Annotated in this window: 17 protein-coding genes and 8 tRNA genes; 15 read left to right on the top strand and 10 right to left on the bottom strand. The window is 66.4% G+C overall.

The genetic code is table 11. From position 1 onward, the window contains the following. Positions 1 to 5 precede the first annotated feature (5 nt). A complete protein-coding gene (locus tag GobsT_RS02320; protein WP_010047167.1) occupies positions 6 to 902 on the top strand; it encodes an EF-hand domain-containing protein in 897 nt (298 codons plus the stop codon). Positions 903 to 1,586: 684 nt separating this feature from the next. Here GobsT_RS02320 and GobsT_RS02330 read toward each other — a convergent pair. Next, positions 1,587 to 1,817: a hypothetical protein gene (locus GobsT_RS02330; RefSeq protein WP_010047166.1), complete on the bottom strand. Its 231-nt coding sequence runs from the start codon at positions 1,815 to 1,817 to the stop codon at positions 1,587 to 1,589. Positions 1,818 to 1,947: 130 nt separating this feature from the next. Further along, complete coding sequence (locus GobsT_RS02335; RefSeq protein ID WP_232068324.1) at positions 1,948 to 2,388, bottom strand: FKBP-type peptidyl-prolyl cis-trans isomerase; 441 nt, start codon at positions 2,386 to 2,388, stop codon at positions 1,948 to 1,950. Positions 2,389 to 2,597: 209 nt separating this feature from the next. On the opposite strand from GobsT_RS02335, the gene GobsT_RS02340 reads away from it, so the two are divergent. Then, on the top strand, positions 2,598 to 3,662 hold the full coding sequence (locus GobsT_RS02340) for a hypothetical protein (RefSeq protein ID WP_010047162.1): 1,065 nt from the start codon (positions 2,598 to 2,600) through the stop codon (positions 3,660 to 3,662). 128 nt (positions 3,663 to 3,790) lie between these two features. Here the strand turns inward: GobsT_RS02340 and GobsT_RS02345 are convergent, their stop codons facing one another. The 4 genes from GobsT_RS02345 to GobsT_RS02360 all read right to left on the bottom strand — a co-directional run bounded on the left by GobsT_RS02345 (position 3,791) and on the right by GobsT_RS02360 (position 6,759). Next, a complete protein-coding gene (locus GobsT_RS02345; protein ID WP_010047160.1) occupies positions 3,791 to 4,342 on the bottom strand; it encodes a hypothetical protein in 552 nt (183 codons plus the stop codon). Between the two features lie 60 nt (positions 4,343 to 4,402). Beyond that, complete coding sequence (locus GobsT_RS02350; protein ID WP_010047158.1) at positions 4,403 to 5,635, bottom strand: PQQ-binding-like beta-propeller repeat protein; 1,233 nt, start codon at positions 5,633 to 5,635, stop codon at positions 4,403 to 4,405. Between the two features lie 25 nt (positions 5,636 to 5,660). Then, the gene (locus GobsT_RS02355; RefSeq protein WP_010047156.1) at positions 5,661 to 6,143 is read right to left on the bottom strand and encodes a hypothetical protein; all 483 of its coding nucleotides are present in this window, start codon (positions 6,141 to 6,143) and stop codon (positions 5,661 to 5,663) included. A 178-nt stretch (positions 6,144 to 6,321) separates the two neighbouring features. After that, on the bottom strand, positions 6,322 to 6,759 hold the full coding sequence (locus GobsT_RS02360) for a YkgJ family cysteine cluster protein (protein ID WP_010049635.1): 438 nt from the start codon (positions 6,757 to 6,759) through the stop codon (positions 6,322 to 6,324). A 152-nt stretch (positions 6,760 to 6,911) separates the two neighbouring features. Between GobsT_RS02360 and GobsT_RS02365 the strand changes: the two genes are divergently transcribed. The 4 genes from GobsT_RS02365 (at position 6,912) to GobsT_RS02380 (ending at position 13,145) form a co-directional block, all read left to right on the top strand. Continuing rightward, a complete protein-coding gene (locus GobsT_RS02365; RefSeq protein WP_010049633.1) occupies positions 6,912 to 7,910 on the top strand; it encodes a beta-ketoacyl-ACP synthase III in 999 nt (332 codons plus the stop codon). 18 nt (positions 7,911 to 7,928) lie between these two features. Beyond that, the gene (locus GobsT_RS02370; RefSeq protein ID WP_010049630.1) at positions 7,929 to 8,321 is read left to right on the top strand and encodes a hypothetical protein; all 393 of its coding nucleotides are present in this window, start codon (positions 7,929 to 7,931) and stop codon (positions 8,319 to 8,321) included. A gap of 466 nt (positions 8,322 to 8,787) precedes the next feature. Continuing rightward, positions 8,788 to 10,257, top strand: a complete 1,470-nt coding sequence (locus GobsT_RS02375; protein WP_148087581.1) for a KAP family P-loop NTPase fold protein — start codon at positions 8,788 to 8,790, stop codon at positions 10,255 to 10,257. After that, positions 10,254 to 13,145, top strand: a complete 2,892-nt coding sequence (locus tag GobsT_RS02380) for an NACHT domain-containing protein (protein WP_109571341.1) — start codon at positions 10,254 to 10,256, stop codon at positions 13,143 to 13,145. Before GobsT_RS02375 ends, GobsT_RS02380 begins: the two co-directional genes overlap by 4 nt. A 266-nt stretch (positions 13,146 to 13,411) precedes the next feature. Here the strand turns inward: GobsT_RS02380 and GobsT_RS02385 are convergent, their stop codons facing one another. The 3 genes from GobsT_RS02385 to GobsT_RS02395 all read right to left on the bottom strand — a co-directional run bounded on the left by GobsT_RS02385 (position 13,412) and on the right by GobsT_RS02395 (position 17,100). After that, positions 13,412 to 14,194, bottom strand: a complete 783-nt coding sequence (locus GobsT_RS02385) for a hypothetical protein (protein WP_010052589.1) — start codon at positions 14,192 to 14,194, stop codon at positions 13,412 to 13,414. Between the two features lie 32 nt (positions 14,195 to 14,226). Continuing rightward, a complete protein-coding gene (locus GobsT_RS02390; protein ID WP_010052587.1) occupies positions 14,227 to 15,795 on the bottom strand; it encodes a sigma-70 family RNA polymerase sigma factor in 1,569 nt (522 codons plus the stop codon). Between the two features lie 309 nt (positions 15,796 to 16,104). Next, entirely contained in the window at positions 16,105 to 17,100 is a 996-nt protein-coding gene (locus GobsT_RS02395) for a type I phosphomannose isomerase catalytic subunit (RefSeq protein ID WP_010052985.1), read from the bottom strand. A gap of 247 nt (positions 17,101 to 17,347) precedes the next feature. Here GobsT_RS02395 and GobsT_RS02400 point away from each other — a divergent pair, with 247 nt between their 5' ends. The 9 genes from GobsT_RS02400 (at position 17,348) to GobsT_RS02440 (ending at position 19,080) form a co-directional block, all read left to right on the top strand. Further along, positions 17,348 to 17,647 carry a hypothetical protein gene (locus GobsT_RS02400; protein ID WP_010052988.1) on the top strand — a complete coding sequence of 100 codons (300 nt, stop codon included), beginning with the start codon at positions 17,348 to 17,350 and terminating at the stop codon, positions 17,645 to 17,647. Positions 17,648 to 18,045: 398 nt separating this feature from the next. Beyond that, positions 18,046 to 18,119: transfer RNA gene (locus GobsT_RS02405), tRNA-Asn, on the top strand. Between the two features lie 13 nt (positions 18,120 to 18,132). Beyond that, positions 18,133 to 18,206: transfer RNA gene (locus GobsT_RS02410), tRNA-Gln, on the top strand. 21 nt (positions 18,207 to 18,227) lie between these two features. Then, positions 18,228 to 18,299 (top strand) — tRNA-Gln (locus tag GobsT_RS02415). A gap of 122 nt (positions 18,300 to 18,421) precedes the next feature. After that, positions 18,422 to 18,494 (top strand) — tRNA-Lys (locus GobsT_RS02420). A 14-nt stretch (positions 18,495 to 18,508) separates the two neighbouring features. Continuing rightward, positions 18,509 to 18,581, top strand: a tRNA-Phe gene (locus GobsT_RS02425). 69 nt (positions 18,582 to 18,650) lie between these two features. Beyond that, positions 18,651 to 18,722: transfer RNA gene (locus tag GobsT_RS02430), tRNA-Gly, on the top strand. A 130-nt stretch (positions 18,723 to 18,852) separates the two neighbouring features. Further along, positions 18,853 to 18,924: transfer RNA gene (locus GobsT_RS02435), tRNA-Pro, on the top strand. A gap of 83 nt (positions 18,925 to 19,007) precedes the next feature. Then, a tRNA-Asn gene (locus GobsT_RS02440) sits at positions 19,008 to 19,080 on the top strand. A gap of 238 nt (positions 19,081 to 19,318) precedes the next feature. Here GobsT_RS02440 and gatB read toward each other — a convergent pair. Continuing rightward, positions 19,319 to 20,842, bottom strand: coding sequence for an Asp-tRNA(Asn)/Glu-tRNA(Gln) amidotransferase subunit GatB (gatB, locus tag GobsT_RS02445; RefSeq protein WP_010043693.1), 1,524 nt, complete (start codon positions 20,840 to 20,842; stop codon positions 19,319 to 19,321). Positions 20,843 to 21,006 lie beyond the last annotated feature (164 nt).

Genomic DNA, 21,006 nt, shown 5'->3' on the forward strand with positions numbered 1-21,006 from the left:
GACCCATGCGCCACGCTGCCCGCGGTCGCTCGCGCCCGCTCCTGCTCGCCACACTGGTCGCCGTGGTCTGTTCCTCGCCATCCGGTGCGGCCGAGGAGCAGGACAAGTACGAGGACCAAATGCTCGCCCGATGCGCGGAGCGGGCGCACAAGAATGCCGTCGGCGAGCGGGCGCAGTGGATCAAGGCGCTCGAGGCCGCGTTCCCGGACAAGGTGGTCCACGCGACCACGGAAGAGGAGTACGCGACGTGGTTCGCGCTGCTGGTCGGCAAAAACGAGGACTGGCGCCGCGACGACGTCCCGGGGTTCGCCGAACTGTTCGATAAGGTGTTGCAGCGGCTCGAACTCGGCCCGGTGCCCTCGATCAAGCGGGACGAGTTCGCCCGGTACACCAAGAAAATGATGCGCGACGGCCCGGGGCGCGACGGGCCGGACCCGAACGAGGACGCCGACCGAGTGTTCCGCGTGCTGGACCGCAACGCCGACGGCGAACTGGCACCCGAGGAGTTCACCGCCGGGCTGAAGGACGACAAGCTCGGTGCCGACGCGGACGGTAACGGACGCCTGTCGAAAACCGAATACCGTGGGTACTTCCACAAGCGGGTGCAGGTGCGAGCCGACACGCTGTCCGCCGGACGTGCTCCGGGCGGCGACCCGCTGGTGCGCGGCAAAGAGGGAAAGCCGGCACCTGGGGCCGGGCTGCCGGAGTGGTTCGGCGCGCTCGACACCGACAAGGACGGTCAGATCGCGCTGTTCGAGTGGCGTAAGGGGGGCCGGCCGATTGCGGCGTTCACCGAGATGGACCTGAACGCCGACGGGTTACTGACCCGCGACGAGTACCAACGGTTTGTGAAACAGACTGAGGACAAACGGAAGCAGCAAAAGCGCGAAGAGCAAGACTGAAGGCGTTCACCCGCGGGGCCACTTTCTCGCCGAACGGCACAAAGACCCCGTCTTACACACCGGGGTGTTGCGACCGGCATCAACTTCGTAGGGCCGAGACCATCCGCGGCGTAACGCCGCAACTCGTGGCGCTGACTCCGCGGACGAGCGGGAATGAATGTACCGGAGCGCGCGTCACGCTCACCGCCCGGTTTCGTTGTGTAAAGGTGTCGGTCCGCGGCGACCACTTTCCCGCCGAACGGCGAAAACTCTCCGGGTCCCTCCACGGGAGGGCGGACCCGGAAGTTCGGCGGTCACTCAACTCGGTGGGCGTTAACCGTCCGCGGCGTAACGCCGCAACTCGTGGCGCTGACCGCCGCGGACCAACACCCGCAATGTAAGCGCCCGTGCTCCGTATGCAACCTCGGTGGCGGTTGTGGCTGCTCGCGGGGCCAAGCACATCCGGGCCGCAACAACCAGCCCCGACCAACCGGACCGACGCACCGAGTTCCCGCTCAAAACCCGCCCGCGTTCTACTCCTTGCCCAGCACCAGATCGATGACTCAGCACCCGCGCGCGTGCGGTGCCGGGCCGCGACAGTGGTCGAGAACCCGGCCGCTCTCACACCCGACATACTGGAACGCGTCGGCCAGAATCCGACTCCCCGAGGTGCGCGACCACGTCCCCCTGGAGTTGCTCCAGCAGTCAGGCGTCGGACCACGGGGACTGGGTGATGAACTTCTGCCGGGACTGCACCACACACGCGTCGATGGCCTCGGCGACGTTCTCCACGCTTCGCCGATCCGCGCCCAGTAGCAGACCCCGTACGAACCAGTAGGCGTGAGCCGCCGCTTCACCCCGGCCGAACAGCAGCCCGTACCGCCCCAGGAACCGGTCCAACTCGGGCTTCAACTGGCGCAGGGCCGGCACATCCACGTGCGCGCCACCCCCAACACATCCCCATGAGCACACCAAGGCCTCCGCTCGTACCACGGCACCCGGATGACGTGCAGGAGCAACTGACGAGGCTCTGTAGTATTAGAACCACGCACGGAGACCGCTTGCGTCACTTCGCCTCGAACAGTTCGATCTCGAACACCAGCGTGGAGCCGGCGGGTATGATGCCCTTGTCCTCGTCGCCGTAGGCCAGGTCCGCGGGGATCCGGAGCCGCCGGACGCCGCCCGGCTTCATCCCCGGAATGCCCTCCTGCCACCCCTTGATGAGACGGCCCAGCGGAAAGGTCGCCTTCTTCCCGCGGTCCAGGCTGCTGTCGAATTTGGTCGCCTTATCGTCGGTGAGCCAGCCGGTGTAGTGGATCGTCACGGTCGCGCCGGGTTTCACCGCCTCGCCCGTTCCCTCCTTCACGTCCCAGATCTCCAGCCCGGACTTGGTCTTCTTCCACTCCTTCGAGTCGAGCGCCGGGCGCTCGAGCTTCTTGTCCTCACCGGCCGCGAACGGCACCACCGTGAGCGCCGCGCACACGGCGAACATCGTCGTCAGACGCATCAGCATCCCTCCGGACCAGAAACCGAACCGGCGCCGCGCCCGCGGCCCCGTCCTGCCAGGGTACGCCGGCCTGCCTCTGGGGGCACTGCCGGGGCGCGGAAAACTCTCACCCCTTTTCGCTTGCTTCCGTGCCCGGGAGCGGGATGATGCACAGTCCGGGGCCGCACGCCCCGGACCCGTTCGCCTCCCTTCCCCGTGAGGAACATTTCATGCGCACCAAGCTGCTGGCCGCCGCGCTGCTCGTCGCGTCCGCCGCCGCGGGCCGGGCCGACGACGGCCTGACCAGGGGCACCCCCGAGGTGAAGTCCGTCACGGCCCTCGCGTTCGGCCCCAAGGGGCTGCTGCTCATCGGCGACTCCGCTGGGGCCGCGGTGTTCGCAGTGGACACCGGCGACACCAAGCCGGCCGGCGACAAGCCGCTGAACGTCGAGAAACTGGACTCCAAGATCGCCGCGGCGCTGGGCGTCACCGACAAAGACGTGAAGATCACCGACGTGCGGGTGAACCCGGCGTCCGGGAACGTGTTCGTGGGAGTCGCCCGCGGCGCCGGCGCCGGAACCCCGGCGCTGGTCAAGGTGGCCCGCGACGGCACCGTGGCCCCGTTCGCGCTGAAGGACGTGGCGTTCGCGAAGGCCACGTTTCCGAACCCGGCCACCGCGGGGGCCAAGGGCGGCGCGCCCGAGGTCATCACCCAGCTCGCGTTCGTGGACGGCAAGGTGATCGTCGCGGGGTTGTCGAGCGAGCAGTTCGCCAGCACCCTGCGCGTAATCCCGTTCCCGTTCAAAGACGTTGATAAGGGCACCGGAATTGAAATCTTCCATGCCGCACACAACGGCGCGCTCGAAACGAAATCCCCGATCCGCACCTTCGTGCCGTACAAGATCGGCCAGGAGGACCACATCATGGCCGCGTACACCTGCACCCCGCTGGTGAAGATCCCGGTGGCCGATCTGAAGGCCGGCTCGAAGGTGAAGGGCGTGACCATCGCCGAGCTGGGTAACCAAAACAAGCCGCTGGACATGATCGTTTACACGAAAGACGGCAAGGACTACGTGCTGATGGCGAACAGCCGGCACGGAATCCTGAAGCTGCCGGCCGGCGAGTTCGCGACCGCGGCCCCTCTCACCGCGGCGGTCAAGGGCGGCGGTACGGCCGGCGTAAAGGCTGAAGCCATCAAGGAACTGGCCGACGTGGTGCAACTCGACAAGCTGAACGACACCCAAGCCCTCCTTCTGCTCAAGAGCGGCGACCTGAAGACGATCCCGCTGCCGTAACGGTTCGCTGCCCGGCTCGGTCCGGTCCGAGTTCGGTCACGGCTACCCCGCTTGCGTCAGCAGGCGGGGCCATCTCCCCGTAACGCCACTCCTCAATTCACGTCTCGCGAATGCGGAACGGGTTCGGCTCACACCGGCGGCTCGTCGGTCGCGGTGTCGTCCTCGGGCGGCTTTAAGCCCGGGACGCGAGCGTTCAGCCTTTGCTGCCGGTGGACCGCCAGGTCGCGTTGCAGCTTCGTCTCGTGGTCGGCCCGGAGCTCCTTGTACCGCGCCATCCAGTACGTTCGCGTCGCCCAGAAGTCCTTTACGGCCAGGCACACGGCGACGAACACCAGCCCCATCACCACGCTCCAGTACACCGCCACGAGTCGGGCGAACTGCTTGCCCTCCGCCGGTCGCGGGTCGTCGGCTCCGTCCGGGAGCGCGGGCCGGTCGCGCTCGGGGATGGCGTCCATGCGGGCGTCCATCCCGGAGACGTAGTACCCCGCGATCAGCGCGCCGATGAGGACCAGGATCGCGGACGTGACGGTGCGGCGCCGGGCCAGCCCGCGGCGGTACGCCCGGTCCACGTCCGGCAGGAACGGCTCCGCGCCGAGCGCGCGCAGCGTCTGCCGTTGCCGCGCGCCCGTGAACAGCCCGACCAGTACCAAGCCCGCCGCGAGGAGCAGTCCACCGGTCACGGGATCACCTTCCGTCTTGAGGGCGCTCGGTTACGGTTCGGCGGCCGGCCGCGTCCGCGCTCACTTCAACTCGAAGCAGAGCAGTTCCTTTTCGTCGCGCAGGTAGAGCCGCCCGTCCACGAGCGCCGGGTGCGCCCAGGTGTTCCCGCACGCCTTGCTTTTGGCCAGTTCCTTGAACTCCTTCGGGTTCGCCTCGAACAGAGTTACCGCGCCGGCGTCGTCGAGCATCAGGAGCGTTTCCTTGCCCGCGGGGCCGCACTTCACGATCGCCGCGTGGTACTTGCCGACGTTCTTCTTCTCCCACGCCACCTTCCCGGTCTTCAGTTCGACGCACCGGAGCGTGATCGTCGGGTTGCTGAACGACACGGTGCCGTTCACCATGTACAGGTAGTCGCCGACCGCCACGGGGGTCGAGAAGTAGCACGTGAGCGGCTTGCTGAACCACTCCTGCTTGGTGGCGTACTTGCCGCCGCTCTCGGTGACCTTCAGCCCGATCGCGCCGCCGGTCACGGTGCTGCCGATGACCAGGTCGCCCACCACGAGCGGGGTGGCGGACGACTCGATCAGGTCGCCCACCTTGCCCTCGAAGGGAACGGCCCACAGCTTCTCGCCCGTTTCGGACAGCCCGAGCAGGTTCCCGCCGGTGAGGAACACGAGCTGCTTGCCGGCCCGCACGGGGGACGAGTAGCTGGCGGCCTCGTCGGTCGCCTTCCACGCCGGTTTGCCGGTCTTGGCCTCGAGCGCCACGACGCCGGCGCCCTTACCGCCCACCAGCAGGATCACCTGATCGTTGACCACCAGCGGCGAGGTCGAGACGCCGAAGAACAGGTTCTTGGCGTTGAACTCCTTCAGGGTGTCCACCTTCCACTCGAGCGCGCCGGTTTTGGCGTCCCAGCACGCGGCGATCCCGGTGCCCCCGTAGGTGAACACCTTCCCGTTGCTGACCGCGGGGGTGCCGCGCGGACCGTTGCCGAACAGCGGCTTGAACTCGGCCCGGTCGTAGCTCTTTTCCCACTTCAGTTCGCCGGTCTTGGCGTCGAACGCGGCGAGCGCGTCGGCGTTCTTCCCCTTCGGTTGGTAGAAGGCGTACACGAGTCCGTCCGCGACCACCGGGGAACTGTGCGCCTCGCCGACCGGTTGCTTCCAGAGCGGCTTGAGGGGGGCGGCCCACGGCGCCACGGACTCGGGGGTGCTGCCGTCGCGGTTCGGCCCGAGGAACTGCGGCCAGTCGGCGGCGGAAAGCGTGAGCGCAGGGGCGAACGCGAGGGCGAGCGCGGCAAGGGAGCGTATCATCGGACCTCCTGCGAACCGAGCGGCGTCAGCCCCCGGAGGGTGTGACGACGCTCAGGGGAACCCGTGTCACCGGCGGTGTCATGGTATCCGCACCGTCCGGGCGCGGCCGCGCGTTGAGGAAATGGTGCAGGGGGGCGTAGTTCCACCCGGTGCCGTGCGCGTCCGCGATCCGCTTGAGTGCGGCGAGCGACTCCTCCGTGATCTCGCTCATGCGCGGTTCATACGTCGGGTCGCAGAAGTAGATACGGCACCCGAGCGGGCGGTTTTCACGAGCGCTGCAGAGCCCGTCGATCTGGAACGGACAGCCGTCGCGGGACACGGGCTGCTCGTAGCGTGGGGCGCGTTCGAGCAGGATTTCGGCCTCGAACGCGCTGATGAAGAGCGTGTGCCCGTACTCGGTGAACCGGCAGCACCGCCCGGACGCGTCGCACCGCGGCGCGGCGGCGCTTACAGCCGCGTCCGCCGCCGCGTACACCGCCAGCACCTCACTCCGCACGTCGTCAGTCATTGATGAGGTCGTCCCAAAGAGGTTTCACCGCAGAGGGCGCGTGAGGGCGCAGAGAGAAGAATGAAGACCGCGTGAGAGCTCTTTCATACTTTGCATTTTCTCTCTGCGCCCTCACGCGCCCTCTGCGGTGAAACCTCTTATTTCTTCTCGACTGAGGGGCTGCCACCCACGCGGCCCCTCACATCTTGATGACCTTGAGCCGGCGGGAAATCTCTTCGACCGGAATGACCTCGCCTCGGCCCGAGCCCGGGCAGATGTCGCAGGTGCGCTTCCAGTCCTCGGGGGTTTCGACGTTGCTCTCCCAGAACGGCCACGTGCGGCACTGGGCGGGGCGCACGCCGTACACGGTGCAGCCCCGCTTGGCGTCGAGCAGGACGCAGTCGCCGTTGGGCCGCTCGCGGAGCGTGCGGCGCCCGCGTGCGCGGCGGGTGAGGCGGTCGCGGGCCTCGTCCACCGGCTCGCCGAGTTTCGCGGCGATCGCGGCGAGTTCCTCGTCGGTGACCCACACGAACCCGGGCGCGCCGGTGCAGCAGTCCCCGCACTGGGTGCACTCGAACGCCAGCCCGTCCTTGTACCACGGCCCCGGTTCGGCCCCGCCGGTTTGACTGTCTGCCACGTTCTCTCCCAAACTTCGGGCGCAATGGATGTGATGATACCGCGCCCGCGGGCCGCAACCAACGGACCAAGCTGTTCGTCTAGCGTCCGTTGCGCTTTTTTGCTACACCAACACTTCGGCGTCTGGTCCGCCCCATACAACCTGGTCCCGTGATGACTCCACAGTTCGGGGTAGCTCTCCGCGGCACGGGCAGCGCCCTACCCACCCGCGTCGTCCCCAACCAAGAGTTCACCGACGTTCTGGGATTGGACACGTCCGACGAGTGGATCCGCACCCGCACCGGCATCCGCGAGCGCCGGTTCGCCGGCCCCGGCGACACCTCGGCCACGCTCGGCACCGCCGCCGCCCGCGCCGCCCTCGCGTCCGCCGGGCTGACCGCCGCCGACCTCGACCTGATCGTGTGCGCCACCGTCACCCCGGACCTGATGTGCCCGGCCACCGCGGCGCTGATTCAGGCGGGACTGGGCACCCGCCCGATCCCCGCGTTCGACCTCAGCGCCGCGTGCTCGGGGTTCCTGTACGCCCTGTCGGTGGGGGCGCAGTTCATTTACACCGGGGCGGCCCGGCACGCGCTGCTCGTCGGGGCCGACGTGCTGTCCCGGACCCTCGACTTCACCGACCGCAACTCGTGCATCCTGTTCGGCGACGGGGCCGGGGCGGTGGTGCTGAGCGCCGCCCCGCCGGCCGACAACAGCATCCGCGCGCTGCGGCTCTACTGCGACGGCTCGCGCCAGGAGCTGATCCAGGTGCCGAGCAAGGTCACCCCCACCCCGCCGCCCGGCACGTCCCTGCCGCGGCTCGATCACATCCGGATCAGCGGGCGCGAGGTGTTCCGGTTCGCCGTCACGCGGATGGTGGAACTCATCGAGCGGGCCGAACACGACGTGTGCGAACTGGGGCTGCCCGGGGTCGACGTGCTGATCCCCCACCAGGTGAACCAGCGGATCATCGATGCGGCGCTGGAATCGACCGGGTTCCCGCGGGACAAGGTGATGGTGAACCTGGACCGGTACGGGAACACGTCGGCCGCGAGCGTGCCGATCGCGCTCGACGAGGCGCTCCGGACGGGCCGGTGCAAGCGCGGGGACACGGTGCTGCTGGTCGCGTTCGGCGGCGGGCTGACGTGGAGCAGCGCGCTCGTGACCCTTTAACCGGCAGAGGACGGCGGGGTGAGTGCCACCTTCAGCGCGGTGTTCGAGTCGGCGGTTCTGCCCCACGGCACGCTCGGCGGCGACAACCCGCAACTGCTTCGCACGCGCGAATCGCTCGACCGGCTGGCGACGAAGAACGGGCTGACGTCGCTGCTGGCGTTCGAGAGCTACGCCCCCGAGGACGTGGCCGGACTCATAGACGACGAACGGCTCGCCGAACTGCCGCCCGCGGTGTGGTTCCCGGCAGCGGCCGGGGTCGCGGCGGTCAACGCTCTGTACGAGTACCTGGAATCGCACCCCGGAGCGTTCTCCCGGCCGGCCGAGGTGATGGCCGAGTTGTCCAACCTGGGAGACGAACTGGAAGCGGCGGCCCGCGCCGGCGTCCGCTTCCGACTCGCGGTCGTGATGTGACGCATCCGGCCGCTCCTCTCGTTCGATCGGCAATGCCGCTCGCCTCGATCGATTCGCGTGTAAGGTATTACTCAGCAAGGCTTTGTCCTCTGATCCGTGTCTGTTCTCGCTACTCACATTTGGCTGACCGTAACCCTGTTCCTGGGGCTCAAAGGCCGGGATTCGGTGGTAGCAGCACCCCAGCGAACGGCCAGCTCCTGACCAGTCGGACGGTAGCGAATGTCCAGTCGGCGCCCCGTCGGTGGTAGCCCGTGCGGTCGTGTAACCCCCGTTACAGCGCCGGCAAGTCGGAAGCGACGACGCCTCCGGACAGGCTTCAACCACCGGCTCTGCCGCGGTCCGTACCGCACAACGCTTCCAACCGGTGCCGAACGCTCAGGTCAGCAGCCCGCTCTTGACCGCTACCCTTTGCGCCGCGAACGGACACCCGACGTAGCCGGAAGCCATACACGGCTGATGGCAAGCGGTGGATCTGGTTATTGCTCCCCCAACCCGTCGCTATCATGCACGGGGAGGAGGAGCACGAATGTCTGCGCCCACATTCCTGTCCGACGAGCCTACACTGACAGACCTGCTCACCCGCATGGACCTCGTCCGGCAGGTAGGCGACACGGCCGCCGGTTGCCACCCACCGTGCGTGCTCGGCGTGCATGGCGACTGGGGTGCCGGAAAGACCAGCTTCCTCCACATCCTCCACCACTACCTCACCGGCACCTGTCCACCGCTCGACGGGCTCGACCGTGGTGTGGTGATGACCGAGCATTGGCCGCAAGAATGGCAACCGAAAGACCACGTTGCGGTAATCTGGTTCGAGGCGTGGCGGTATCAACACGAGCCCGCGCCAGTAGTCGCGCTGCTGCACGAGATTCGCGCGCAACTGCCTACCGCCAGCAAACTGTTCGATTCGGCCAAGAAGATTGGCGAGGTGTCGGTCAAGTCCGCACTGTTTGCGATGGAGTGGCTCACCAAGCGGGTCGGGGTGCAGGCTTCCAAGGTACAAGAGATCGGCGAGAAATGGGAGAAAGAACATTTCGCCGAGCAACTTCCCTCGCACACGCTCCGCCAGTTCCTTGAAGACACCCTGCGCCGCCTGCTCCCGCAGGTCAACAGCGCCCGCGTGGTGGTGCTGATCGACGACCTGGACCGGTGCGAGGCTCAGGCCGCGTATCGGTTGCTGGAGGGCATCAAAATCTATCTGAACCTGCCGAATTGCGTGTTTGTATTGGGCGTTAATCAGACAGTAATTGAGCAGAGCTTGGCAGAGCAGATGGCCAAAGAAAAGGCCGAGAAACCGAGCGATGAAGCCCGGCTCCGTGCCCGCGACTACATGGACAAGATCTGCAAGAATTATTGGCACTTGCCTGCGTGCGCCAATTTTGAGGCGCTCGTGAACCGGTGGCTCCGGGACGCCGGCGTGGCCGATTTGGCAGCGAAAGACGGGCAGAAACTTGCGCCGGGCACGCTGGGGTTACTGATTCAGCAGCACAAGTGTCTGCCAGCGAACCCGCGACGGATCAAATCGTTCGTGAACACCTTGGCACGGTTCCTCGCGCACGCCGCCCGGTCCGGTTCGTTGGACACCCCTGTGCCCGAGTTGTGTGTAGTGCTCGCGTACCTGCACCAGTTTAACCCAGAACTGTATCGAGTGCTGGAATGGCACGGCCAAGAGTTTTTTAACCTCATCGCGCAGTGGTGTGAGAACCCCGGGATAACGGCTACTCACGACCTGTTCAAGGATCTGAAGCCAGCGGACGTGCCGGGTGCCGCTGCTGCGGCGCCGACGCCCGGCGCCGCAGCGTTCCCGTCCACGTTTCCGGACCCAGCTCGGGGAAACGTATTCCGCATCCAGTCGCTTGTCCGGTTCCTGAAGAGCCAAGCGTCGCCCGGTCTCACCACCGACATTTTTAAGCAGTGCCTGATCCGGGGGGCTGTATGAACACGCGCAGAACCGCAACCCGGCCGGACCTGCCGGACCCGAACAACGACCCGCGGTTGCTCGCGTACCTGCGGTCGGTGAACGACTGGCACGGGTACATGCGTTTCCTTGGGTTGCCGCACCTGCACGAAACCCCGGATGAGCCACTGTCGCGGTTGTTCGTGGAGCCTTACGTTCACGGTGCGTACCACCGCGCCGATGAGCCCACGAAAGCGTGGGAAAAGGGGCGGCACCGGCTGATCGACCTGTTCGATGCGAAGAACCCGAATGTCGTACTGTTGGGCGACCCCGGTGCCGGCAAATCGACGCTATTGAACTGGGTAGCGTGGAACTTTACCCGCTGGGATGGGGGAGAGTGGCTGGACAAGTTCGGTCCAATGGTGCCGATTCCACTCGTAATCCGCGAACTGGCTGTTACCCGCGACATCACCTGGAACTCGTTGTGTGACAAGTTTCTGGAGCATGGCGTCGCGAAGGACAAGCTCACCCGTACTGAGTTCGATGCAATATTTGCACGTGGGCAGGCGTTCGTACTGGTGGACGGGTTGGATGAACTGTCCGATCTGGAGGTACGAAAGGCATTGAGGGCAGCAATTGCTGAGGGCATCGCGCGAGCACAATTTCCGCGGATTAATAAGGACAGGCATCTGCCACCCTGGCTTCTAACCTCGCGCATAGTCGGATACGACGAGGTACCATACGACGTCCCCACGGATTGGTCCTCACCTGAGCAGGATGCCGATTCAGAAGAGAGCGTCACTCGATCAGCCGAGACGCTCTCTGGACGGACGAACGTACTGTTGGCACCGGCCCGAGGGCTGAGCGGAGAATTAATGGTTCCAATGCGTCGAGCGTATTGCTGCCCGTTCGACGACAGACAGGTAGATCAGTTTGCACGAACGTGGTTCATGGCGAGAGAGACTAAAGGTACGACCGAAGGTACACGCCTTGCAAGCGAGTTCCTCAGCCGGCTGCGATCTGAAGGAGGGCCACTTGCGTTGGCTCGAATTCCGAACCTACTCACGCTGTTCGCGCTGGTGTACAAGGTGCAACTTGACCTGCCCCATGGTCGGGCGAAACTGTACGACAAAGTTGCCGAAGCATACCTGGAGTCGATCGACAAGTCACGCGGATTTCTCCCCAGATTTACCCGTGACCGGATGGAAATGTGGCTAGCGTTCGTCGCATTCCACCTCCAAACCCGCCGTGCCGCGAACGCAAAGCAAAGAAGCCGCCAGCAAGCGCGGGAAATCCTTATCGGACGAGAAGAACTGCTCAAGCTTCTCGTCGATGAGATGCCAAAAGTGGGTGGCGCCCCGAGCCGCTCCGAGGCAGAGCAATTCCTTGATTATGTTGCTCGGCGTAGCGGGCTCTTGCTACCCAGGGGCGAGGGGCGATATGCGTTCATGCATTTGTCATTCCAAGAGTATTTTGCCGCTCGATGCCTTGAGAATCAAATTGCCTCTCCAAAGTGGGTGCGAGGCCGCGATCTGTACCCAGGCACATCGCGCGACTCGCTGAACGACTATGCCGATAGTGCGGCGTGGACTGAAACGATGCTACTTTTGTTCGAGCGATTGAGTGAGAGGCCGCAGTGGGCTGAGGAGTTGCGAGAAGCGCTGTTCGGTCCCCGGTATGAGCTACCCAATGATGACACGGTTTCAGAATCGCGAGTACGACTGCTAGCGGAAATACTGATCGACCCCTACACTGGGTTGGAATCTCACGAACGCGAGCGAGATTTGCTGACAATCATTGGCTGGATGTTGCACAGCCAACAGCGAGAGCCCTCCAAAAAGCGGCACGAAAACGCTCTGCCAGTTATTCTCCGGCGCTCAGGGTTCGATCCCGACAAACGCCTTGAGATGCTCTGGACCCAAATACGCCGAGGACTATCTCTTCGACGTCTTGTGTTGAGCAAAACAGATATAGCTGATCTGTCCCCTCTAGCACCCCTTACGGCGTTAGAGGAGCTGGATCTGAGCGGCTGTGCGGGGGTATCGGACCTGTCCCCGCTGGCCAATCTCACCGCCTTACGGTTCCTGGACCTGAGCGGCTGCGCGGGGGGGGCAGACCTGTCCCCGCTGGCCAATCTCACCGCCTTACGGTTCCTGGACCTGAGCGGCTGCGCGGGGGTGTCGGACCTGGCCCCGCTGGCCAACCTCACGGCGTTAGAGGGCCTGAACCTGCGCGGCTGCGCGGGGGTGTCGGACCTGTCCCCGCTGGCCAACCTCACGGGATTGCGGCACCTGAACCTGAGCGGCTGTGCGGGGTGGGCGGACCTGTCCCCGCTGGCCAACCTCACGGGATTGCGGCACCTGAACCTGAACGGCTGCACGGGGGTGTCGGACCTGTCCCCGCTAGCACCCCTTACGGCGTTAGAGGAGCTGGACCTGAGCGGCTGTGCGGGGGTATCGGACCTGTCCCCGCTGGCCAACCTCACGGCGTTAGAGGGCCTGGACCTGAGTGGCTGCGCGGGGGTGTCAGACCTGTCCCCGCTGGCACCACACACCGCCTTACGGTTCCTGGACCTGAGCGGCTGTGCGGGGGTGTCGTGCCTGTCCCCACTGGCACCACACACCGCCTTACGGTTCCTGGACCTGAGCGGCTGTGCGGGTGTGTCGGACCTGTCCCCGCTGGCCAACCTCACGGCGTTAGAGGACCTGGACCTGAGCGGCTGCGCGGGTGTGTCGGACCTGTCCCCGCTGGCCAACCTCACGGCGTTAGAAGGCCTGGACCTGAGTGGCTGCACGGGGGTGTTGGACCTGTCCCCGCTGGCACCACTCACCGCCCTACAGTTCCTGGACCTGGGCGGCTGCGCAAGTGCATTAAGTATCCCTGACGAGCTACAGCGCCGTGGTGTTGTGATAATGAGGCCATCGGCGTAGTACTTTGCAAAGTGGTAGAAGGTGTGCTGGACCGCACATACCGCGCAACGCGCCGAACTCAGTTTTCACCACGTCCCTGGCAGGCCACTTCCGTGTTTCACAATGTGCGTGGGTTTGGGGCACCCCAGGCCTGCGGGCGCCGGCGGCTCTCGGCCGGCGCCCACAGGAGACGGGATAATTAAGTGGCCCAATCTGAGGCGTGGAATGGCCCGGCAGGATAGGACCTGTGGAGCGCGGGGCCGTCGCTGCCTCAACCCGGAGCGGAGTTACGGCTTGGGGGACACGTCGAAGTCGGTGGGCTTCAGCTCGGTGGTCGGACCGGCGATCTCGATCGGGTCGCCGGCGCGGCCCTTTACCCCGCCGCGGAGGCCGTTCTCGTGCCAGTACGCGATGCGGAACTTGCCCACGGGGGCGTTCTTGATCTCGAAGTTCCCGTTCTCGTCGGTGACCGCGTAGTACGGGTGATCGAACACGCGCACATAGCCGACCATCCACGGGTGAACGGAGCACTTGTAGGGGATTGGTGGGGATTCTTTTACCAGCGCGTTCGGCATCTTCCAGTCGGTCTGCTTGGCGATGTTCGGGTTGTGGGACCCATTGTTGCCGCTTTCCCAGTAGAAGTTGTGCGCCACCGGGGACGGATTCTTCACCACCAGCGTGTCGCCCACCCGGGCCACGGTGACGCGCTTCACGAACACGCAGCACGGTTGGTCGATCACCACTTCCGCCGGCTTCCGCTTGGCGTCATCCGGGTGGATCTGCTGCGGCGTGAACTCGGCGGTCAGTTTGGCGTCGTCCGGGCGCAGGTACACGACCACGTTCTTGATGCCCCGGTTCTTCGGGTTCACCAGCACCGACTCGTCGAGCAATTGTCCCTTGCTCAGGCAGTGCTCTTTGTCCTGGGTGACGTTGAGCGTACCGGGCTTCGGCAGGTTCGCGTCCTGTGGGAACACGACCCGGCCTTTCACCGTGGCCCACTTGTCTTTGTCGTCCGCGCCCGCAACGGCCGCGAGCGCGCAGCACCACACGCACGACATGAGAAGTCGCATCGGAGCACCTCGGAAATCAGGAACGGGGAGGGTTACGGAGTCGGCCAGTCGTCGCTCTCGAACTCGATCGGGCCGAGTTCGATGGGGCCGCTCCCGCCGTCGGGAACGGTGAGTTTTGCGCCGAGTCGGCTCGCGGCGCGGTAGCCGGCAACCTCGTGCCACACGACAAGGCGCCACGCGCCCGCGGGCACGCCCTTCAGCTCGAACCGCCCGTCGGCGCCCGTGACGGCGAAGTACGGGTGGTCGAACGCCCACACGCAGCCGCGCATCCACGGGTAGATGTCCGAGCGGTACACGTCCGGGACGCGCAGGGCCGGGAGCGGCTTGGCAGTGTGCGCCACGCCCTTTCCGAGCAGCACGTTGAAGTCGCGGGCGCCGTCGTCGGTCGGGGCGTAGTGGACGTTGGTCGGCACCGGGAGCCGGTTCTCGAACACCACCGCGTCGCCGGCCCGGGCCGCAACCACGCGGGGGCGGAACTGCCCGGCCGCCGCGATTACCGCGTGCGTCTGCGGCCTCGCGCCGGCGAGCGCAGGGTGAACCCGCTCGGCCGGGAACTCGGCCCGGCGGTCGGTCGAGTCCGGTCGCAGCCAGACGACAGCGTCCGCGATCCCGCGGTTGCCCGCGTTCACGCGGACGCCCTCGTCGAACAGAGGGGCGAACGGCTCCCACACGCTCGCGTCCTTGAGCGCCGCCGTCGCCAGGGCCGTCGGGTTCGGCGCCGCGTGCCCCTTCGGGAACACGACTCGGCCCGACACGGTCGCCCACGGAACGCGCTCGGCGGTGTGCGGGGCCACTTCCGCGGGGGCCGTGGCCTGCGCGGAAGCGGTCGGCGCGGCGTCGCTCGCGAACCCGTGCGCCAGCCCGCCGACCGCGAGCGCCACCGAGGTCAGTAGCGCGGCCGCCTTCAGCCCGACTCCCCGGACCAGCACCTCGTTCGCGAGTACCGTCGCCGCCGGAGACGGCTTCAGTGCCGGGACCGCGGCCCGCGCCGGCGCCCCGAGTCCGCCCACGAGCAGCCCCGCCCCGAGCGTCACGCCCCGGCGGGCGAGGCGCGAGCGCAGGAGTTCCTTGCCGCTTTCGAGTCGGCGGCGCAGGGTGCTGACGCTCCACCCCAGTTCGCGCGCCGCCTCGTCCTGGGTGCGCTCTTCGAGGAAGCACGCGACCAGCGCCGCCCGCATCTCCTCGGGCATCGTTCCCAGCTCTTCGTCGAGGACGCACAGGAGGTCGCTGAAATCGCTGCCCGGGGCGCCCGCTTCCGCCGCCGGCTGAGCGGCGCGGGCCTCGCGCCGCTCGCGCCGGTGCTCGTGCCGGCGGGCGGCCGACCCGACCCGCCGCGCGGTCCCGAACAGCCACCCGCCGACGGACGCCGCCTCGACCGCCTTCTGCGGCGCGCGGGCGAGTACCAGGAACACGGCCTGGAACGCGTCCTCGGCGAGGTGGGCGTCGCGGACCGCCCGGCGGCACACGCCGAACACGAGGCGGCCGTGCCGCTTCACGAGCTGCTCGAACGCGTCCTCGTCGTGCTGCTCCGCGAACCGCGCCAGCAGCGTGCGGTCGTCGAGCGCGAGGAGCGGGTTCAAAAACGGGGTGCGAGCGGACATCGGCGGGGTTCCCGGCGGGCTTCTACCCCATCATGTCCGCCCAGGCCGCGAAGTGTTCAGAAAAACGGAGCGAGCAAGCACGGAAGCAAAGGCAGATTGGCCGCAAAGAAGCACGGGAGCAAAGGCAGATTGGCCACAAAAAAGCACAAAGGGCACAAAAGAAAACCAAAGGCCAAAGCAGAAGAAGTGTTTTGAACTCACTCTTTTGTCTTGGTCTTCTGTCTTCTTTTGTGCCCTTTGTGCTTTTTTGTGGCCAATCTGCCTTTGCTCCCGTGCTTCTTTGCGGCCAATCCTCTTCTTCTTCCCGGCTCAAGCCGGAAGGCCGCATTCGAGGAGCGTGAGTTGGGTCGCCGGAACGGCCGTCACGGCGCCCACTTCGGCGGGGAGCAGGTACACGTCGCCGGTGCGGAGCGGGTAACTGTTCCCGCCCCACTCCAGCGCCCCGCTGCCGCCGACGCACACGACCGCGCGGCACGCGTCCGCCGCCCCGGCGCGGAACGGCGCGGCGCCCGTCCGCCGCTCCAGCGTGAAGTACTCGCACGACACCAGTGTCTCGCGCCGGGCGGCGCCGTCCGCCGCCGCCGACGGGCGCACCGGGTGGCACGGGCCGCGGCCGAAGTCCGCGCACCCCAGCCCCTCATCAATGTGGAGCTGCCGCGGCTGCTTGGTCTTCGCGTCCACGCGGTCCCAGTCGTAGAGCCGGTACGTGATGTCGCTCGTCTGCTGCACCTCGAACAGCAGCAGGTCCGCCCCGATTGCGTGGACGGTGCCGGCCTCGAGGAACACGCAGTCGCCGACCTCGGGGGTGAAGCTGTGCAGCGTGCCCGGGGTGGTTTTCGCGTCGAGCGCGGCGCGGAAGGCGGACGCGCACACGCCCTCGGCGAACCCGGCGTACAGCCGACTGGTCGCGGGGTCGCGGTCCAGCACCACCCAGGCCTCGGTCTTGCCGAACTTCCCGGGGCCGAGCAGCGCCGCCTGCTGGTCGTTCGGGTGGACCTGGACGGACAGTTCCTGGCGGGCGTCGAGGAACTTGAGCAGCAGCGGGAACCGCCCCTGCGGGGCCTTCGCACCGCCCACCACGCGCTCCGGGGCGTCGGCGAGCAGCTCGCGCAGCGTGCGCCCGGCGAGCGGCCCGTCGGTGACGCGGCTGGGGCTCCCGTCCACGTCGCTGAGCACCCACGCCTCGCCCACCGGGTCGTCGTGACTGACGGTGCGATTCAGGTACGCCGGGAGGCGCCGGCCGCCCCACAGGTTGGTGGTGAAGATCGGGTCGAACCGGAGCGGGTAGAGCGGCGGGCGCGCCATTCGTGTCTCTCGTGCTCGCGCGGGCCGCGCGGCGCGGGCCGGGTCCGCCCCCGGGCCGCACCATCTCACGCGCCGCCGATCGCGCTCGTTTCGTTCCCTACCAGATATAGGCGTCCGGGCACGCGCCAACAATGCGAACCGGGGCGCAAGTCGGCCGTTGCGGCCCGTTACTTGAGTGAATCTGGCGGGAGCAGAAAACCGCCGGGAAACCTCAAGCTCTCGACTCCGAGTCGGGAAGGAAATACCGATGATTCGCAAACTGATTCTGGGGGCGGTGGCGGCGGCGGCGGTCGGGTTCGGCGGGGCCTCCGCGACGGCGGGCGAGCCGGTGCGCGGGCCGATCGGCGGGCCGCTGGACGTCGGGTTCGTGCCCCCGGGTCACCCGCGCCACGACCACGACTATGTGGTGCTAATCCGGCACTTCGGGCACTGGGACCGGTACGGGCGGTACGAGACCCGGCACGAGGCCGAGCGCGTGGCCCGGCGCCTGGAGCGCGACGGCCGCCGCGTGCGGATCGAGGTGGTCGAGGACCGGCGCCGGTGGTGAGCGAACTCGGGACGCGCACCGTCCCGGCCGCTTGCCGCCGGAACCGGGTGGCGGGTAGCGGCCGGGACGGGTTCGAAATAAATCGGCGCACACCGCGAACCCGTCGGTGTGCGCCGCGTCTATATCTGCGACGACATCACCATCGAAATAGGACGCCTCCCATGACCGGGTTCATGAATAAACCGCGAAACCCGCAACGCCCGCAGCCGCAACGGCGCGGGTTCGGGTTCGGGCGGTTTAATCGCCCCGGACAGTTCCCGAACCGCCCCCGCGCTCAACAGACCGGGTGACGCCAGGCACCGACCGCCTTCAGCACACGCTGAACGCACCGTCGGCCGGGCGTCTCCCATCGAGACGCCCGGCCGACGGTGCGTTCGTACGTTCACGGGTTCGCGCACAGCGGTGTGGAGCCGAATGGTAAGGCGACGCCCTGTTAAGGCGTAATTTGTAGGTTCGATTCCTACCACCGCTGCTCGCTGGTCGCTACGGGGATGGGCTAACGGTATGCCTCCGGGCTTTGAACCCGGCCACCATGAAGGTTCGACTCCTTCTCCCCGTGCTCGGCGCGGTCGGGACCTGTTCCGGGGTAGTTCAACGGTAGCAACGCCGCGCTCTGAACGCGGAGATGTTGGTTCGATTCCAGCCCCCGGAACCTCTCGAATGCGGAGTGCGGAATTCAGAACGGGGAATTAAAAGCAACGGATTGAAATCATTGCTGTGGTTGCTTTGGATTATATTCCGCATTCCGGATTCCGCACTCCGCATTCAAAACACGCCTCGCACGCTTCAACGGTGAAGCAGCCGGCTTTTAACCGGTATACGCAGGGTTCGATCCCCTGGCGGGGCACTGGTTCGTAACGTCCCGGCGAAGCTAACTCGGTAGAAGCGCCGTGCTGAAAACGCGGAGGAGCTGGTTCGACCCCAGCCACCGGGACCTGTTTTGAAGTTCGGAACTCGGAACGGATCGCGCGGTCCTTGTCGCGATTCCGTGCTCGAAAAGACTGCGTTCGTGAGGTTAGTGGTAGCCTGCTTGGTTCCCAACCAGGATGCGCGGGTTCGAGTCCCGCCGAACGCTCTGCCCGCGCCCGACATCGGGGGCGTACACACGTAGCTCAATAGTAGAGCACTCGCTTTGGGAGCGGGAAGTTGCCGGTGCGAATCCGGTCGTAACTTTCAACCGCCCCCGGCACTCGCGCGGGCAACTTCAGGACGTGGGCCATTGGCTGGCCGCGAGTCTTGGGAACTCGTTCAAGTCGGTTCGATTCCGGCCGTCCTGATCGCGCACCGTCCGACGGTTTATCGGCACCGGGCCTCCGAAGTCTGGTCGGCTGGTTCGACTCCAGCACGGTGTACTGTTCGCGGGTCGGAAGCTGATACGGAATAGCGGCGGGTTGTTAACCCGCGTGTAGTGGGTTCGATTCCCACCCGGCCCTCTGCCACATCTCGCCCACAGTCCGGTTGCCGGTGTCTGCTTTGGATTTGGCTTTGTGGCACAGACATTCCTGTCTGTGCAGTCCTCTCGCGCCGCACAGACATTCCTGTCTGTGCCACAAGAAATAGATGCAACTAGCCGGGCTGTGAATCTCGTTCCGCATCGGGGCAACGGAAATCCAGTAGCCCCGTTCGGCGAAACCAAGGCCCTCGACCTGGGGCACTCGCGTACCGGCGCCATCACACCTTCGCCAGTTCCTCGTCCACGAGGCCGCGCACCACCTCGTTCGACACGCCCTTGTTGGCCTTCATCACCTCGCCGACGATCTTCATCTTGGCCGCGTCCTTGCCGCTCTTGAAGTCCGCGACCGCCTTCGGGTTGTTCGCGATCGCCTGCCTCACGGACTCCCGCAGCGCGTCCGCGTTGACCTCTTTGATGCCCGCTCTCACCTTCGCGGCGGCGAGGTCCAGGCCCTCATCCACCATCAGCTTGAACACGTCGCGGCGGTCCTGCGAGTTGGTCGGGCCGGTCTTCACGAAGTCCGCGAACTTCGCGGCGTCGAACGGGAACTCCGTGATCTCCTCCTTGCGCTCGGTCAGCGCGGGGTAGACGAGGTCGCTCATCCGGTTCGCGGCGGCCTTGCCGTCGTTCAGCGCCGTCGCCACCGCCTCGAAGTACGCCACGGTGGGACGCCCCTTCGCGGTCAGCACCTGCGCGTCGTAAGACGACAGCCCGTACTGCGCCACCAGCCGCTTGCGCTGCTCCTGCGGCAGCTCGCCCATCGCGGCGCGGGCCTCGGCGAGTTGCGCCTCGGTCACCACCACCGGCACCAGGTCCGGTTCGGGGAAGTACCGGTAGTCGGCCGCATCTTCCTTGTGCCGCTGGACCACCGTGACGCCCTTCGCGTCGTCCCAGCCGGCGGTCGTCTTCAGCATCTTGCCGAAGCGGAACGTGCCCGCGGTGTCCTTCTGGTACTCCTCGTAGTGCCGCTTCGCCTCGTAGGTGATGGCCCGGCCGACGGCGCGGAAGCTGTTCAGGTTCTTGATCTCCACCAGCGGCGTGGCGTGGTAGTCCTTGCCGGTCTCGGCGTGCTCCTTGCCGATCACCGGGACGTGGATGTTCACGTTCGCGTCGCACCGCAGCGAGCCCTCCTGCATCTCGCAGTCGGACACGCCGATCTCGCGCAGCATCAGCCGGATCTCTTCCAGGTACGCGATCGCCTCCTCGGGCGAGGTCATGTCGGGGTGCGACACGATCTCCAGCAGCGGGGTGCCGGTGCGGTTGAGGTCCACGAGCGTGTCGCCGCCCTTGCCGCTCTCGTCGTGCAGGTTCTTGCCGGCGTCCTCTTCGAGGTGCGCGCGGATGATCCCGATCTTCCGGCCCACGAACTCCTTCTTGGGGTCCTTCGCGATGTTGATTTCGAGCCACCCGTCGTGGCTGAACGGCAGGTCGTACTGCGAGATCTGGTAGTTCTTCGGCAGGTCCGGGTAGTAGTAGTTCTTGCGGTCCCACTTGGTGAAGCCCGGCGCCTGCCCGGGGTGCCGGGCGATCTGGCAGTTGAGCGCCAGCGCCGCCCGGAGGGCGAGCTTGAACGCCTGCTCGTTCATCACCGGCAGTGACCCGGGCATCCCGAGGCACACCGGGCACGTGGCGGTGTTCGGGGGCAGTCCGAACTTGTTGAGGCACCCGCAGAACAGTTTGGTCTTGGTGAGGAGCTGGACGTGGACCTCCAGCCCGATGACGATCTTGTACGGCTCGGCCATGTGCGACGGCTCCCCAAACTCTTCCGGGTGCGGATGAAAGGGAATTGTAGCGGCCCGCGCCGGAAGGAGAACGGACCGGCCCCGCCGGTTCGCCCCGCGGCCGGAAACGCCATTTTTGACAGGATCAACGGGATGGTGCTCGATCCTGTCGATCCCGTTAAAAA

The organism is Gemmata obscuriglobus (assembly GCF_008065095.1).
Classification (GTDB): Bacteria; Planctomycetota; Planctomycetia; order Gemmatales; family Gemmataceae; genus Gemmata; species Gemmata obscuriglobus.

Bases quoted from the DNA above. Each gene is read 5' to 3' on its own strand.
- GobsT_RS02365 (WP_010049633.1), top strand. From the start codon at position 6,912: ATGACTCCACAGTTCGGGGTAGCTCTCCGCGGCACGGGCAGCGCCCTA.
- gatB (WP_010043693.1), bottom strand. From the start codon at position 20,842: ATGGCCGAGCCGTACAAGATCGTCATCGGGCTGGAGGTCCACGTCCAG.
- GobsT_RS02335 (WP_232068324.1), bottom strand. From the start codon at position 2,388: ATGCGTCTGACGACGATGTTCGCCGTGTGCGCGGCGCTCACGGTGGTG.
- GobsT_RS02355 (WP_010047156.1), bottom strand. From the start codon at position 6,143: ATGACTGACGACGTGCGGAGTGAGGTGCTGGCGGTGTACGCGGCGGCG.
- GobsT_RS02380 (WP_109571341.1), top strand. From the start codon at position 10,254: ATGAACACGCGCAGAACCGCAACCCGGCCGGACCTGCCGGACCCGAAC.
- GobsT_RS02340 (WP_010047162.1), top strand. From the start codon at position 2,598: ATGCGCACCAAGCTGCTGGCCGCCGCGCTGCTCGTCGCGTCCGCCGCC.
- GobsT_RS02395 (WP_010052985.1), bottom strand. From the start codon at position 17,100: ATGGCGCGCCCGCCGCTCTACCCGCTCCGGTTCGACCCGATCTTCACC.
- GobsT_RS02385 (WP_010052589.1), bottom strand. From the start codon at position 14,194: ATGCGACTTCTCATGTCGTGCGTGTGGTGCTGCGCGCTCGCGGCCGTT.
- GobsT_RS02350 (WP_010047158.1), bottom strand. From the start codon at position 5,635: ATGATACGCTCCCTTGCCGCGCTCGCCCTCGCGTTCGCCCCTGCGCTC.
- GobsT_RS02320 (WP_010047167.1), top strand. From the start codon at position 6: ATGCGCCACGCTGCCCGCGGTCGCTCGCGCCCGCTCCTGCTCGCCACA.
- GobsT_RS02400 (WP_010052988.1), top strand. From the start codon at position 17,348: ATGATTCGCAAACTGATTCTGGGGGCGGTGGCGGCGGCGGCGGTCGGG.
- GobsT_RS02390 (WP_010052587.1), bottom strand. From the start codon at position 15,795: ATGTCCGCTCGCACCCCGTTTTTGAACCCGCTCCTCGCGCTCGACGAC.